Origin of the sequence: Oligoflexus tunisiensis (assembly GCF_001748245.1) — a bacterium.
GTDB lineage: Bacteria > Bdellovibrionota_B > Oligoflexia > Oligoflexales > Oligoflexaceae > Oligoflexus > Oligoflexus tunisiensis.
Genome location: NZ_BDFO01000001.1, coordinates 6245679 through 6259454, shown reverse-complemented (window position 1 = coordinate 6259454; position 13776 = coordinate 6245679). Strand labels below are relative to the sequence as shown.

The 13776-nt window shown below is 56.2% G+C and carries 14 protein-coding genes; 6 read left to right on the top strand and 8 right to left on the bottom strand.

What is annotated here, in order from left to right; all coding sequences use genetic code 11:
• Positions 1 to 34 precede the first annotated feature (34 nt).
• On the top strand, positions 35 to 676 hold the full coding sequence (locus OLTU_RS25945) for a Maf family protein (protein ID WP_141735640.1): 642 nt from the start codon (positions 35 to 37) through the stop codon (positions 674 to 676).
• On the opposite strand, the gene nth is transcribed toward OLTU_RS25945, so the two are convergent.
• Both nth and OLTU_RS25935 read right to left on the bottom strand, forming a co-directional pair.
• Positions 653 to 1315 (bottom strand): endonuclease III, encoded by a 663-nt coding sequence (nth, locus tag OLTU_RS25940; RefSeq protein ID WP_141735639.1) that lies wholly within the window; start codon positions 1313 to 1315, stop codon positions 653 to 655. The genes OLTU_RS25945 and nth overlap by 24 nt on opposite strands.
• A gap of 25 nt (positions 1316 to 1340) precedes the next feature.
• Positions 1341 to 1622: a 2Fe-2S iron-sulfur cluster-binding protein gene (locus tag OLTU_RS25935; RefSeq protein WP_141735638.1), complete on the bottom strand. Its 282-nt coding sequence runs from the start codon at positions 1620 to 1622 to the stop codon at positions 1341 to 1343.
• 305 nt (positions 1623 to 1927) lie between these two features.
• On the opposite strand from OLTU_RS25935, the gene OLTU_RS25930 reads away from it, so the two are divergent.
• A complete protein-coding gene (locus OLTU_RS25930) occupies positions 1928 to 3445 on the top strand; it encodes a leucyl aminopeptidase family protein (protein WP_141735637.1) in 1518 nt (505 codons plus the stop codon).
• An 18-nt stretch (positions 3446 to 3463) separates the two neighbouring features.
• Positions 3464 to 4804, top strand: a complete 1341-nt coding sequence (locus OLTU_RS25925; RefSeq protein WP_141735636.1) for a hemolysin family protein — start codon at positions 3464 to 3466, stop codon at positions 4802 to 4804.
• Here OLTU_RS25925 and OLTU_RS25920 read toward each other — a convergent pair.
• From OLTU_RS25920 to OLTU_RS25910, 3 genes are all read right to left on the bottom strand, one after another.
• On the bottom strand, positions 4801 to 6027 hold the full coding sequence (locus OLTU_RS25920) for a linalool dehydratase/isomerase domain-containing protein (RefSeq protein ID WP_141735635.1): 1227 nt from the start codon (positions 6025 to 6027) through the stop codon (positions 4801 to 4803). The genes OLTU_RS25925 and OLTU_RS25920 overlap by 4 nt on opposite strands.
• Positions 6028 to 6072: 45 nt before the next feature.
• Entirely contained in the window at positions 6073 to 6711 is a 639-nt protein-coding gene (locus OLTU_RS25915; protein WP_141735634.1) for a plasmid pRiA4b ORF-3 family protein, read from the bottom strand.
• Positions 6712 to 7008: 297 nt separating this feature from the next.
• Positions 7009 to 7323, bottom strand: a complete 315-nt coding sequence (locus tag OLTU_RS25910) for a DUF2288 family protein (RefSeq protein ID WP_141735633.1) — start codon at positions 7321 to 7323, stop codon at positions 7009 to 7011.
• A 157-nt stretch (positions 7324 to 7480) separates the two neighbouring features.
• On the opposite strand from OLTU_RS25910, the gene OLTU_RS25905 reads away from it, so the two are divergent.
• Positions 7481 to 7678 (top strand): hypothetical protein, encoded by a 198-nt coding sequence (locus OLTU_RS25905; protein WP_141735632.1) that lies wholly within the window; start codon positions 7481 to 7483, stop codon positions 7676 to 7678.
• Here the strand turns inward: OLTU_RS25905 and OLTU_RS25900 are convergent.
• From OLTU_RS25900 to OLTU_RS25890, 3 genes are all read right to left on the bottom strand, one after another.
• Positions 7668 to 8483: a lysophospholipid acyltransferase family protein gene (locus OLTU_RS25900; RefSeq protein ID WP_141735631.1), complete on the bottom strand. Its 816-nt coding sequence runs from the start codon at positions 8481 to 8483 to the stop codon at positions 7668 to 7670. The two genes, OLTU_RS25905 and OLTU_RS25900, sit on opposite strands and share 11 nt — an antisense overlap.
• A gap of 16 nt (positions 8484 to 8499) precedes the next feature.
• Entirely contained in the window at positions 8500 to 9219 is a 720-nt protein-coding gene (locus tag OLTU_RS25895; RefSeq protein WP_141735630.1) for an HAD family hydrolase, read from the bottom strand.
• 91 nt (positions 9220 to 9310) lie between these two features.
• Positions 9311 to 10159 carry an ABC transporter substrate-binding protein gene (locus OLTU_RS25890; RefSeq protein WP_176736969.1) on the bottom strand — a complete coding sequence of 283 codons (849 nt, stop codon included), beginning with the start codon at positions 10157 to 10159 and terminating at the stop codon, positions 9311 to 9313.
• Between the two features lie 221 nt (positions 10160 to 10380).
• Between OLTU_RS25890 and OLTU_RS25885 the strand changes: the two genes are divergently transcribed.
• The gene (locus tag OLTU_RS25885) at positions 10381 to 10998 is read left to right on the top strand and encodes a hypothetical protein (protein WP_141735628.1); all 618 of its coding nucleotides are present in this window, start codon (positions 10381 to 10383) and stop codon (positions 10996 to 10998) included.
• An 86-nt stretch (positions 10999 to 11084) separates the two neighbouring features.
• Positions 11085 to 13775 (top strand): alanine--tRNA ligase, encoded by a 2691-nt coding sequence (alaS, locus tag OLTU_RS25880; RefSeq protein WP_141735627.1) that lies wholly within the window; start codon positions 11085 to 11087, stop codon positions 13773 to 13775.
• The last annotated feature ends 1 nt before the right edge of the window (position 13776 follow it).

Here is a 13776-nt window from a genome sequence, read left to right as displayed (position 1 = left end):
GTTTCCGCGTCGCCGCATTGTATAGGAGCCAGCGTTGAAGATCAATCGTCTCGTCTTAGCCTCGACCTCGCGTTTCCGGCGGGTTTTGCTGGAGCAATCGGGGATCCAGGTGTTCGGAATCGCGCCGCAATGCGATGAAGATGCTATCGAAGGTGCCGACCCCTTGCAAACCGCGCGTTTGCGGGCTGAAGCCAAAGCCATGAGTGTGGGCATCGTCCATGAGAATTCCATCGTCATCGCCGCCGACCAGGTCCTGGAATTCCAGGGGCGGGCCTTTGGCAAGGCCGAGGATGAAGATGAAGCGCGGCTGCGTTTGCGGGAATTCTCCGGTCAGGTGCATCGTCTGCACAGTGCCTTCAGTCTCGCGTATTACGAAGCCGATCGGCCTTCGCCGAAACTTTTGTCCTCGGAGGTCATCACAGCCACTCTGGGCATGCGCACGCTGACATCCGATGAATTGGAAGCGTATCTGCGCACGCGCGAATGGGAAGGCTGCGCCGGCTGCTATCAGTATGAAAACAAGGGCGCGCAGCTTTTTGATTGGGTGGACGGCGATCATACCACCATTATCGGTCTGCCGGTTCTGGCCCTGCTCAGGGAACTGCGCAAGCTCGGGATCAATACCCTGACCCAGCCGATGGGGCCCTGGGACTTAGAGCCTACGCCGGACGCTTGAGCTGGGGCAGATCTGATTCAAAACGCAGCGCTCGCATTCCGGCACGCGAGCCTTGCACACATAACGGCCCAGCAGAATAAACCAGTGATGGGCCGCCGGCAGATACGAGGGCGGCACCAGATCGAGCAGAACCATTTCGGCTTTTTCTGCCGCTTTTTCCTCGTGAAGACCCAGCCTTTGGGTCACGCGAAACACGTGCGTATCGACCGCGAGCGTCGGATGGCGATGGAGTTCGCCGAGAATCACGTTGGCCGTTTTCCGTCCGACGCCCGGCAAAGCCTCCAGCTCCTCGCGGGTCTGCGGCACACGACCCTGATATTTCTCCATCAGTATCGCTGTAAGTTTGGCGACATTTTTCGCTTTCGTGGGCGCGAGCCCGATCGAACGAATGCGCTGTAAAAATCCCTGCTCACCCCAGCCGAGCATCACCTCGGGCGTAAAACCCTGCGCGTAAAGCGGTTCCATCACCTTGTTCACCTGCCTGTCGGTGGCCTGCGCGGACAGCACGACCGAGACCAGCAGCTGATAATCGGTGAAATAGATCAGTTCGCAACGCGGATCAGGATTTTGCTCGCGCAATTTTTCCAGAATTTGGATGACGGCTTCGCGACGGCGAGCGAGGGAGGCAAGGCGTGGCACAAGTATCCTCCCTGGACTGTCTTGCTTATTCGGAAACTTCCAATTTCACATCGCCGAACACTTTGCACTGACAGGCGAGGCGTTCGTTCGGTTCAGCGGCCATGGTTTCAAGGAAATCCTTCTCATCATCCTGGATCGGGCTGATGTTGTCCGCGCCCTCGATGATCTTGACCATACAGGCCCCACAGGCGCCGTCACGGCAACCGAAGAGTATGGACGTATCGTGCTCTTCGCACATGTCGATCAACGCATAGCCGTCTTTGACTTCCAGCGTGAGATTGTCTGTTGTTATGTGTACTTTTGGCATATAATCTCCTGTTGGCGAGCCATCACTCTCAGTGTTCGCTATTGGGAACCTCAATATAAGAGCGTGGCCAAAAATGTCTATCACTAATCAGAGGAAATTTCAGGAAAAATCCTGATTGTGTCCAGATCAAAAATAATCTATTTATATCATGGGGTTAAGATTAAGATGAGACACCAAAATGAATGCCGGGATCGGGTGCCTGGCCTTTCATGACGGGCATGTGAAGAGAGTTACCAAGCGCCCCATGAACTGCTAAATTAGGTGACTTTCATTTTACAGTCTGGTGAGTCAGGAGCAAACAATAAATGAATCAGAACAAGAGCGGTCCCGTGACCAGCCTCGTGGGTTGGAATATGAAGAGTTGGCTGGCGCAAGCTGTCAGCGCTTTGGATGAGAGTGATGTGGAACTGGTGTACTGCGGTGGTGAGGTCCCCAAGGACCGTTGCCTGAGCTTCGTCAAGGATACGATACCCGCCTGGCAAAATCGTGTGGCGAATTTTGATGAAGGTGAACTGTTTGTTCTCAGCGGTCAGCAAAGACCGGTGATTCTGATGCGGCCGAAGTCGCCCACGGAAGCGCAGAAGCGTGATGGTGGCCTGCTGGCGCCCAGCGCCTATGGTCAGGCGCGTGATCTGGTGGGGCGTGCGGTCTCGGAAGCGCGCAAGCTCAAAGCGCAGAAAATCAATGTCCGCTTTGAATCCTGTCAGGATCGGGAAATCCTCGGCGCCCTCGTGGGTCTGGAACTGGCGGCCTATTCCTATAAGCAGGCCGTGGCGGCTCAACCGGCGGCTTTGCCCGTCCTGGGCCTTGCGGTGAAAGCCGAGCTGAAAGAGGAAGCCCAGGCGCTGGCCATGGGGACGAACGTGGCGCGTCACCTGGTGAATTCCCCGCCGAATCTTCTGAATCCTGAAACATTTGCCGGCGCCATCCGCGATCTCTTTAGCGAGACGCCTGGCATGAGCGTCGACATCTGGGATGAGGCCCGCCTGCAAAAGGAAAACATGGGTCTTCTGCTCGGCGTCGGTCAGGGCTCGGAGCAAAAGCCCCGCCTCGTGCATCTGCGTTACCGTCCGGACGGCAAAACGGAAGCCCCCCTGGCGCTGGTCGGAAAAGGCATTACTTTTGACTGCGGTGGTCTTGATCTCAAGGATCCTGCTGGCATGCGCCTCATGAAAAAGGACATGGGCGGTGCGGCCGCAGCCGTGGGCGCTCTCTACTGGATGACACGCAGTGGCTTTGCGCGTCCGCTTGATGTCTATATCCCGTTGGCGGAAAATGCCGTTTCCGGGCGCTCCTATCGACCCGGCGATATCCTGCGGGCAAGGAATGGAATGACGGTTGAAATTCATAATACCGATGCCGAAGGGCGCCTGATCCTGGCCGATGCGATGGCTGTGGCCGCTTCCCAAAGCGGAGCCGACAAGCCCGCGGCCATCATGGTCGTGGCAACGCTGACCGGTGCGATCAAAATTGGTTTGGGATCGGATGTGGCCGGCTTCTTCAGCACCGACGAAGCGCTGGCCCAGGTTATCAGCCAGCGCGCACAGGAGTGGGGCGACCTGATGTGGCGGATGCCACTCTTTGATGGTTATCGCCCGCGTCTGGAAACCAATGTTGCGGACATCAATCACTGCGCAACCGGCTCCTACGGAGGTGCCATCACCGCGGCTCTGTTTCTGGCGGAATTTGCCAAGGGCTATCCGTTCTCGCATATGGATATTTATGCGTGGACGGACGGCGAGCGCGGTGCTCTGCGTGAGGCTGGCGGCAGTGGGCAGGCTGTTCAGTGCCTGGCCGGTGTTTTGCAGAGTTTTGGTTTATAACGGAAGAGGAGATCGATTTTGGATTCCATCGTGTTCGAAGTTCTGGTTATCCTGGCCTTGATTCTGCTCAACGCCTTTCTTGCCATGTCCGAGATGGCCATCGTTTCTTCGAACAAGGTGCGACTCCAAACCCTGGCCAATCAAGGCAAGGTGGGAGCCCGCGTGGCTCTTGCGCTCATTGAAGCGCCCTCGGATCTGCTCGCTTCGGTCCAGGTCGGCATTACACTGGTCGGAGTGCTGGTCGGTGCCTTCGGGGGCTCGACCATTTCCGCAAAGCTGGCCTTCTGGATTGAATCCGACATTCCCCTGCTTGCGCCCTGGGCTGATGGCATCGGCCTCGGCGTGGTCGTGGTGATCTCTTCGTATTTTTCGCTGATTCTGGGTGAACTCGTTCCCAAGCGCGTGGCTCTGACGAATCCGGAACAAACTGCGGCCTCCGTGGCGCGTTCCATTCGTCTTTTGTCGGCGATCTCCAGGCCGGCGGTTCGCTTTCTCTCCTTTTCCACGGAATGGTTTCTGCGCATTCTCGGTCTGGATCGGGTCAAGGAACCTCAGGTGACGGAAGAGGAAGTCAAACTCCTCGTCGAGCAGGGTACGGAAGCCGGGATCTTTGAACAGGGCGAGGAGACCATCATCAAGCGCACGCTGCGGCTCGGCAGCCTGTCGGCGGGTGATATCATGACCCCGCGGACCAAGATTGAAAGCTTCGATGTCAGTGACAGTCTGGATGAGATTCTGGAACGTGTGATGGAAACGCGTCACACCTATTTTCCCGTGTATGACGGCCAGGTGGATAACCTGGTCGGTTTGTTATCGGCCAAGCGCATGCTCTATGCGATCGCGAAAAATCCCCAGACCTGGGACATCCGCCAGTGCATGATGGAACCCATGATGGTGCCGGAATCCGTTTCGGTGCTGGATGTGCTGGAAAGCTTCAAGGAAAAGGGGGCGCACGTCGCCATCGTGATCGATGAATACGGGGGCATGGCCGGTATGCTGACCATGATCGACATGATGGAGGCTTTGGTCGGAGCCCTGCCTCACGGTCCCCTGGCGAACGAGTCGAAGTTGAGCCGTCGCGAGGATGGTTCGATACTGCTCGACGGCATGACATCAGTGCATGAGTTTGAAGAGATCTTCGAAGTCGACTTCTCGCACTTTACCGAGGGCGAGGATATCCAGACCATCGCCGGTCTGATCATGAAGCAGATGGGCCGTATTCCGCGCGAAGGCGATGTGATTCTTCTCGATCACCTGCGTATCGAGGTCGTGGATATGGATGGCCGCCGCGTGGACAAAATCCTGGTGCACCAGCCGCAGCCGGAGCATCAACGGGTGGTGGAAGCCGAAGGCGGTTAAAAGGTTCGTGTTTCCATAAGATCGAAGGCTTGTATCGCACTGATTTCCGGCACAGGGGGCAGCGCTTCAGGCTGTGGCCAGGTGTGATCCAGTATTCTCTGCCAGCCGACATGCAGTTTGAACGACAAAACCAGGCCGTTCAGCATCGTGTTATTGGCGGTGCCGTATCTCAGATAGCCCCGCTCGGTGTCCTGATGCAAAAAGCCGCCGAGATCCACCGTATTGCGCAGCCTGCCGAACAATTCCTGATCACCAAATTCCTTGGCAGCCAGCATTCCAAACAGAGTCGCGAGGCGTGAGGGACCTCCGTGGCGCGACTCCCGCACCGCTGCAAAAGGCCCGTATTCGCGCACGAAGATTTTCTTCCATTTCGGGTAAATCTTCGCCTGGTATTCCTTATCGAAGGGTCGCAGCATGACCATGGTCCAGGCATTGGTCGAGCCGCTCAGATAGGGAATCGCAAGGTCATGGGAGGGATGATAGGCTTCACGATAGAGGCCGGTTTCCGGATCGATGAGGCGCTCCCGCACGAATTGCATGACCTCGGCGCCTTCGTACTTTGCGTAGGGTGTTCCATAGATGCGATCATAAATTTCCAGGCTGAGCAGGCCGACGGCATTGCATTGCACGAAATAGCGGTCGGGTTCACAGGCCACGCCGCGGTATGGGCCTTCCTTGGATTGCTCGATCTCCTCAACAATTTTTTGCGTGAGCCAGGTGAATTCCTTCGCATAGCGGTCGGAGCCGGTCATCAGCTGATAGAGGCCGTACATCAGGTTCAAGTGGCCCTTGTACATAAGGTTGTCTTTGCAGATGGGATCGTCGCCGAAACCATGGCGCTGCCAGTCACTCCAGACTTTTTTGGCTTTCATTTTGTGGATCATCACCGAAAGGTAATAAGCCGCCATGGGGGCTTCGTCGGGCTTGATCATGGCCATGGACGGCATGCCGTAGGCCAGGAAAGCAATGGCATATTTCCACTTATCCTGCTGGCTTTCGTCCCAGCCTTTGAATTCTTCGCCCGTGGCTTCCATTTCCGTATAAAGCTGGCGAACATACTGCCACTGGCCGACTTCATCCTTCTGGATTTTGCGGTTCCCAGGAGCCTCAAAGTACGCTTCAACCTGCGGGAAATTGTGAATGCGAAAGGCAAGGGTCAAAACCAGGCCGAGACCTATCAAAACCAGTCCCGCCAACAGTTTCAAGATACTTTTTGCCTTCATGCAGGGTCCTTTGTGCGAGGGTAAGACCCCCGAATCTCGCACAGATTACCGCATATTTCCATCCAACATTTTCTTAATTTGAGCGTTGGCCTGACGTAGATTGAACTGCTGTGGGTCAAAGCTCTGCGTCAGGCTCCGCAGGGCTTCGGCGTGTTGCGGGTGGTGTGAATCCTGAAGCGCTTCGAGCAATTCCTCGTAACCCAGCGAGCCGCCACAGTCCTCGGGCGGCCCGTGCCGCGCGCCGTCCGTGCAGACAGGAAGGAGGTGTTCGCGGGTTTTGTTCTGAACCTGTTCAATCTTGATTTTATGCATCCAGTTATCGCCCATGTCGTAGACATAGCGGAAACTCTTGATTTGCCTGTGGATGAGATCACGCAGCTGCACCGATCGACTATCACCTTCCTCCTCGGCTTCATCGAAATCAAAAGCGGCGGCCCGTGAAGAATAGACCTCGCCCTGCTTGACGATGAAACTGTGCAGGTGACTGTTCTTCCAGCCGAAGGCGCCCTGGATGATCAGGTGCAGTTCATGCAGGTTGATCGCATCGCTGACCTGCAGCCGGCGCCAGATCTGGGGTTCGATATCGGAGAGACTGATGTGCAGGGTCACCTCCTGTTCCTCGTTCGGAACAAGTCTGAGAGCCACATCACCTCGCTTCTTCTGCCTGTTGGGATCCCCGTGCATCAGCCGCGCTCCTTGTGAAGATCAGTCATCATCCTGAACAGATAATTTAACCAATCCTGGTGGCGAATTCCGCTGGAAAAACGTTTTGGTATCGTATGCTTAGGGCTGCCCGCTGGTTGAGTGTACACAAATAAACTGAAAAATACGCCCAGGTTGGGACTTTGTCGCAGGTCGGGCACAGGGAAAAGAATTTTTCAGAGTATTCCGATGCGCCCGCCATCCTTCCTAGGCTGCTAGTGTTTCGCTGCGCGGACGCGATGACAATTCCCAATCTCACCCACGAAGCAGTCGCAGCGGTCAGACCTGGCGATTTTCCCTGGTCTGAATCAGGATGAAGGGGCTGATCACCAGCATGTCAAAGCTCGCGTTCGCTCTGTGCCAGGATTCAGCTTCCTCGGCGGAAGGCTGCTCCAGTTGTTTTTGACGGATGGCCTCCTTTACCAATTCGGTCGCATCGTGATGCAAGGCCAGCGCCGCGTCCAGAAGGTCCCAAGGGGGTCGGACGACATACACACGCCCAAATGCAAAGTGACGCACAAGGGCCGACCAGGGCGCGCTATCAATCTCGGCCGCAAGTTTTTGCCGCAGTTCTTCCTGAGGGTTCTGGCTCATGGCCTCTCCTTATAGGACTCAAAAACGTGGGGGCTAATTTGCGTCGGGAAAGCAGCCTTGTCCAGCCCTTCCTGCCCTTCCTGACTGATGGGAAAACCAGGTCTTGTCTTTTCACGGGGCTGGCCTTTGAATCAGTCCAGGGCAGGAGGAGGTGACTTTGCAGAAAGTGTGCAGAAACTGCGATCTTGAAAAGGATGAGCGGGAATTTTTTGTCAGCCTCAAGACGGGCCGTCTTGAGGATGTCTGCAAATCGTGCAAGCGCGAGCTGAAAAAATCCCCCGGCGCCCGCGCCTGGGCGAAGACCAAAAAGCGCAGGGAGCCGCCGGATCCGCTCGCCGACAGATTTAGTGAGTGACGGAATTCTGCAAAGCCCAGGCAGTAGCCTTGGAGGCACCCGAGGCGGCCTGCATAAAGGCAGCTTCCACGGTTAGACGTCGTGCTTCCAAACGTGCTCTGATGCGTTCAAAGGCAGTATCGCGCATGGCTTCTGCGCTTGCAAACTGATCCGGGTACAAAACATCGAAGACTTCGATGCCGACCTCACGCTTGCCGTCCCAGGCTGGATAATCATGAATGGCGGTCAGGGCCATCGGCAGCTTGAATTCCTGCGCAATGATAAAGGCGCCCAATTTGAATTCCATGGGTTCACCGTCCGTTTTGTTGGAAGCCCCTTCCGGGAATAAACCGAGGGCATGACCTTCGCTAGCCTTGGCACGCAAGGCGTTGAGAGCGGCCTTGCGGCTATCCTTTTCCTCGCGCTTCACAAAGATGCTGCCACTCAGAATCGTGGCCAGACCGAGGAGCGATCGCTTCAGTTCAACTTTGCCAATGTAGGTCGGACGGGAGAACAGGGAGACGGTATAGATGAGGTCCATGCGGCTCAAGTGATTGGCCACGATAATATACTGGTTCGGCAGCGCATCGATAGCGATGTTCCGCGAAAAACGCATCCCGCGGTGGCTGGCGATGATCAGGCGTGAGAAATGTTTTGCCACAAAACGGCCGGTCAGGTGCGAGGCAAAGCGGGCCTTGGGTCCCAGGCGGCAGGCCAGCAAAAGGAAAGGGGCCAGCAGCACATAGGTCAGGTTGCAGAGCAGAGCCACCACAAGACTGCTGCGGTCAAAATCCTTGATACGGCCCTCAATGGGATTCATTTTCATGTGTGATCTCCAGGTGTCAGAGTTTGTTGGGAGAGCGACCCGGGCCCTGGGAGGCCTGTGATTCGCGGAGTATTTTCCATTGGCGGCGCAGCGCTTCCTTCTGCAGATCGGCTTTCGGTTCAATCACAACGGCATCATCGCAGAAGTTCAAAAGCGGGAGGTCAGACAGAGAGTCGGTGATCGCCAGTCGTGCCGTGGGCGTCAGACCCGCCGCGCTTTCATAGGCCTGAATCCTGTTTACCTTCTGGGCCTGAATATTGGCCTGCCCCTCGATGCACTGACATTGCCCTTGGGCATTATATTGCAGCGAGGCGGTGAGATAGGTCTCGATCAAGGGCTCCAGACCGCAGACTCGCATCGCAGGCTGAATCACTTCCTGCAGACTTCCGGAGACGAGCACGATCCGATGGCCTTGAGCGGCCAGCTCATGCAGAAGGGCAATCGCGTGGTTGTGAAAAACGTGGCTCTGTTTTTTCTGCCAGAACGCTGCGGCACCGGCCGCGATATCGGCCCGGGTGAGGCCTCGATAAAGGCGATAGGTCACGGCATCACGGGCCGATTCGGACACCTTATGCAGAATCAATATGAGGGGAAGCGCAATCCAGGCCAAACCCCAACGGATCAGCGACGCCAGGGACCGCTGGCTTGCCAGCTGATGCTGGTGCACGGCAACCAGATAATGCAGGGAGTTGGACTTGACGAGTGTTCCATCGAAGTCGACGTAAACAAGGTGCATGGATGTGGGTGCCTCGCGTGCCAGGCGCGCTGAGATAGCGCGAACCGATCATGAAGAATTACCTATGCACGAAAGACATGTCAATGATTAATCAGGAACAGCGCCGTGCCCCGGCCAGGGTCTGGACCAGTTTGGTCACATGGTGGGAGACGGAATAGAGCTGCCGCTCTGGAATGATGATCAAACGGCCCGCCTTGACGGCTCTGAGATTCTGCCAGGCCGGCCTTTTCAGAAGTTGCGACTGAATGTCTTTCTTCTGCGCGGGATCCCCGGCGGTCACGACGAAATCGGGATCAAGTGTCGCCAGCACCTCCTGACTCAACTGCGCCCAGCCACTGAGCTTGAGACGCGCCGCCAGATTAATAAAACCGGCATGCGCGGCGGCATCGTGAATGATGGTGTCAGCTCCGGGAACCGTATCATAGCCGGAATACTGCAGAAACGTAGGGTCACCCTTGGGGCAGGCACTCCGGGTCCGGGCGGCGGCCAGGGTCTTTTGCATCTCCTGAACAAGGGCTTCCGCTTCCTTGACCGTGCCTGTGACCCGACCGATCATGTGGATATTGTCCTGAATATCGGCGAGGCTGCGAAAGTTTTCCTGCGTGATCACCTGCACGCCGGCGCGTTTCAATTGATGCTGGATCTCCTGGCGATTGTAGCTCGCAAGGATGGCCAGATCCGGCTTTAATGCCACCAGGGCTTCCAGGCTGTCTCCCACCCGACCCTTGATCGAAGCCGGAATTTTTTCCAGATGGCTGTAATTTTTATTCTCAGAAAAGATCGAAACGGCAACCAGACGATGCAGTTCGTGCCGCCGGCTCAGGATCTCAAACAGGATTTCATCGGTTCCCACCGAAGCCGACACAATTCGCTGCGGAGCGGCGGCCCAGCTGCGACAGGTCATCAGCAGGAGTCCCAGTATCAGTAGGAAACGAAGCATCCTCAGCCCTCCGCATGAAGGTATCCCCAAGGCCTCGCATGCTACTCCTCTTTCCATCGGGGGACAAGAATGGTCTGGAATCCTCCGCGTCGGGATCCGAACGCCATTTATTTACCCACTGCATCCTGCCCTATTCATGGGGCTATCCCGGCTTTCTTGAGTTTTAGACAAGCCGAGCCGATAAAAAAACAGGTCCCTATCCCAACGCAAAAGGTTGAACGATGCGTCTGCATGGTCGGATTTTATTGCTGTTTCTTGTCGTCTCTGGCCTTGCGTGCCGTGGCACGCAAAGGGATCAGTTCTCGCGGCTTGAAGGCGAGCTGCGGGAGACCTTTAACGGGCCGGATGAAGACTGCCGGAAGCCCCGTAATATTGACCCTCAACTCCAGAGCCTGCTCGACGACTACGCGACGGATGCGCAAACCCTTGGCCCTCATCATTATCCCCTCGCGCGGCTGGCTCAGATCCGGACTCTGGTTCTGGTGCCGCTCGGTGCGGGTGAACTGCAGAATGATACGATGCGTATGGGTTTGAACCGTCGGGTGGAATGCTACGACGGGGAACGGGCCTATCATATTTACATCGTTGATCCCACGACAACCCCGGATCGCCATCGCCTGCGCGGACGCCATATGCTCCGGCAGGTCGTTTATCATGAATTGGCTCATACCTACTTCGATCACTACAACGATGATCCTTCAGCCAGTTCCACGGAAGTGGGAATCATGGCGGCCATCACCGACGACCGCGGCCTGAGTGACGACGAAATGGAACAGCGCAAATTTGAGCTGTTTTCCGCGGAGTCCGATTACCTACTTCACCTCCCGCCCCGCGATTGATCACAAGCTCATTCCGGATTACACTGACTTCTCTTGTCAACGGCCGATCCGTATTGACGGTGTAAGACATCCATAGGTATATACGCATGAAAGTAGCCGAAATTCGTTCCCGATTTCTCAAATTCTTCGAAAAAAACGGCCATGCCGTTGTGGAAAGCTCCTCGCTGGTTCCCCATAACGACCCAACGCTGCTCTTCACCAATGCGGGTATGGTTCAATTCAAGGATGTATTTCTCGGCAAGGATAAACGTCCCTACACCCGCGCAGCGTCCGTGCAAAAGTGCGTGCGTGCCGGCGGCAAACATAACGACCTTGAAAACGTCGGGTACACGGCCCGTCACCATACGTTCTTTGAAATGCTCGGCAACTTTTCCTTCGGTGATTATTTCAAGACCGATGCGATTCGTTTCGCCTGGGATTTCATTACCCAGGAACTGCAGCTTCCAACCGATAAACTTTACGTCACCGTCTTCCGTGAGGATGATGAGGCGGCGAAAATTTGGGAAAAGCAGATCGGTGTTCCCAAGGAACGGATCTACCGCTTCGACGAGAAGGATAACTTCTGGTCGATGGGTGAAACCGGCCCCTGCGGTCCTTGCAGTGAAATCTTTGTCGACCGTGGCGCGGCCCACGGCTGCGGCCGACCTGAGTGCGCCATGGGCTGCGATTGCGACCGCTTTATGGAATTCTGGAACCTGGTTTTCATGCAGTATAACCGGGATGCCGAGGGCAATCTGCATCCTCTGCCGAAGCCTTCGGTCGATACCGGGATGGGGCTCGAGCGTATTGCTTCGATTCTGCAAAAAACGGAAACGAACTACGAGATCGATAGCTTTCTGGAGATCCTGCAAAAGATCGCCGGCATGGTGGGCCAGACCTATGATCCCAAGGCCAAGGACAACTTTCCTTACCGTGTGATCGCCGACCACGCCCGCGCCACCACCTTTTTGATCACCGATGGTGTGATGCCTGCCAACGAAGGCCGTGGCTATGTTCTGCGGCGCATCATCCGCAGGGCCATCCGCTATGGAAAGAAAATCGGGCTGGATAAACCCTTCCTCCACAAGGTCTGCGGTTTCGTGATCGAGCAGATGGCGGACGCCTATCCCGATATCAGGGAAAAAGCCGCCTTTATCTCGCGTGCGGTGCAGGCGGAAGAGGAACAATTCTTCAAGACTCTGGAACGCGGCCTGGCCCTTTTGGATGAAGAGATGGCCCAAGCCAAGGCCAGCGGTAAACTGTCGGGTGACGTGGCCTTCAAACTCTACGATACCTTCGGCTTCCCGGTGGACCTGACGCGCGTGATCTGTCAGGAGAATGGCCTGACGGTCGATGAAGCGGCTTTTGAAAAAGCCATGGAAAAGCAAAAATCGCAGTCGCGCGCCCACTGGAAAGGTGCCGGGGAAGCGACTGTCGATCACTATTATGAGGATATCGCCCAGGAACTGGCGGAGCGCAACGTCCAGATCAAGTTTGTCGGTTATGATGCGCTGCAGGCCCATGGCCGTTGCCTGGCCATTCTGCAAAGGCATGGTCAGGAAAAAACCCGCTTGGAAACGGCGGCGATGGCTTCGCCGGATGTCATTCTGGAGGCCGTTTTTGACGAAACACCTTTCTATGCGGAAAGCGGGGGACAGGCCGGTGACAGGGGACGCGTGAGCGGTCATGGTTTTGAGGGCGAAGTGATCGACGTACTGAAACCGGCCGAAGGTCTGGTCGTCGTTCATATCAAACCCCACAAAGGCATGCTGACCATCGGCGAATCCTATCAGCAGGAAACCGATCAGCAGCTGCGGAATCTGACGGCGCGCAACCATACGGCCACGCATATGCTGCACTGGGCGCTGCGGAAGGTTCTCGGCACGCATGTGAAGCAGGCGGGCTCACTCGTCACGAGCGATCTTCTGCGTTTTGACTTCAGCCACTTCCAGGCCCTGACCGAAGCTGAGCTGACGGAAATCGAAGGGCTGATCAACGATCGCATCTTCAGCGAGCAGGAAGTTCGCAAGGATGAAATGGAAAAGGAGGAGGCGGTCGCCGCCGGAGCCATCGCCTTCTTCGGCGAAAAATATGGCGATCGGGTGCGCGTGGTCCGGGTCGGGGAATTCTCGACCGAACTTTGCGGCGGAACCCATGTTGATAATACGGCCGAGATCAACCTGTTTGTGATCGCCCAGGAATCCTCGATTGCCGCCGGTGTGCGTCGTATCACGGCTTATACCTCGCAAAAGGCCTTTGAATATCTGAAATCCCGCGAGCAGGAAAGCCGTGTGGTGCGCAATAAACTCAAGGCCGCCAGCCTTGAGGATGTGACGAGCAAAATCGATAAGCTTCTGCAGAGTGAACGCGATTTGAAAAAACAGATCGAAAAATTGCGCGCGCAGGCCCTGGCCCAGCAGATCGATACGATTCTGGAGGAGTCCCCGATGGTGCAGGACACCCGCGTGGTGACCTTCCTTTGCCCCGAGGATGATCAGGGCGTGAAGACCCTGCGTGATCTGAGCGATCAGATTCTGCAGAAGGCTCCCAACACGGTCGTTGTGCTGGGCATGAGACAGGACAGCGTGAACAAGGCCTTCCTCCTCGTGGCCAAAGGCAAGCAGGTGCCGACGGGTTTCTCGTCGCAGGAACTTCTGCAAAAACTCGCCCCCGAAATCAACGGTCGCGGCGGTGGCAAGGCGGATATGGCCCAGGCCGGTGGTGATAAACTGGACGGTCTGAAGCTGGCCTTGAACAAGGCTCGTGACCTTGCGCCAGCGATGTTCGGGAAGGGTTGAG

What these genes read in the sequence shown, in the direction of transcription:
- OLTU_RS25920 (WP_141735635.1), bottom strand. Translation starts at nt 6,027, where the DNA reads ATGAAGGCAAAAAGTATCTTGAAACTGTTGGCGGGACTGGTTTTGATA.
- OLTU_RS25890 (WP_176736969.1), bottom strand. Translation starts at nt 10,159, where the DNA reads ATGCTTCGTTTCCTACTGATACTGGGACTCCTGCTGATGACCTGTCGC.
- OLTU_RS25935 (WP_141735638.1), bottom strand. Translation starts at nt 1,622, where the DNA reads ATGCCAAAAGTACACATAACAACAGACAATCTCACGCTGGAAGTCAAA.
- OLTU_RS25900 (WP_141735631.1), bottom strand. Translation starts at nt 8,483, where the DNA reads ATGAAAATGAATCCCATTGAGGGCCGTATCAAGGATTTTGACCGCAGC.
- OLTU_RS25915 (WP_141735634.1), bottom strand. Translation starts at nt 6,711, where the DNA reads ATGCACGGGGATCCCAACAGGCAGAAGAAGCGAGGTGATGTGGCTCTC.
- alaS (WP_141735627.1), top strand. Translation starts at nt 11,085, where the DNA reads ATGAAAGTAGCCGAAATTCGTTCCCGATTTCTCAAATTCTTCGAAAAA.
- OLTU_RS25930 (WP_141735637.1), top strand. Translation starts at nt 1,928, where the DNA reads ATGAATCAGAACAAGAGCGGTCCCGTGACCAGCCTCGTGGGTTGGAAT.
- OLTU_RS25885 (WP_141735628.1), top strand. Translation starts at nt 10,381, where the DNA reads ATGCGTCTGCATGGTCGGATTTTATTGCTGTTTCTTGTCGTCTCTGGC.
- OLTU_RS25910 (WP_141735633.1), bottom strand. Translation starts at nt 7,323, where the DNA reads ATGAGCCAGAACCCTCAGGAAGAACTGCGGCAAAAACTTGCGGCCGAG.
- OLTU_RS25895 (WP_141735630.1), bottom strand. Translation starts at nt 9,219, where the DNA reads ATGCACCTTGTTTACGTCGACTTCGATGGAACACTCGTCAAGTCCAAC.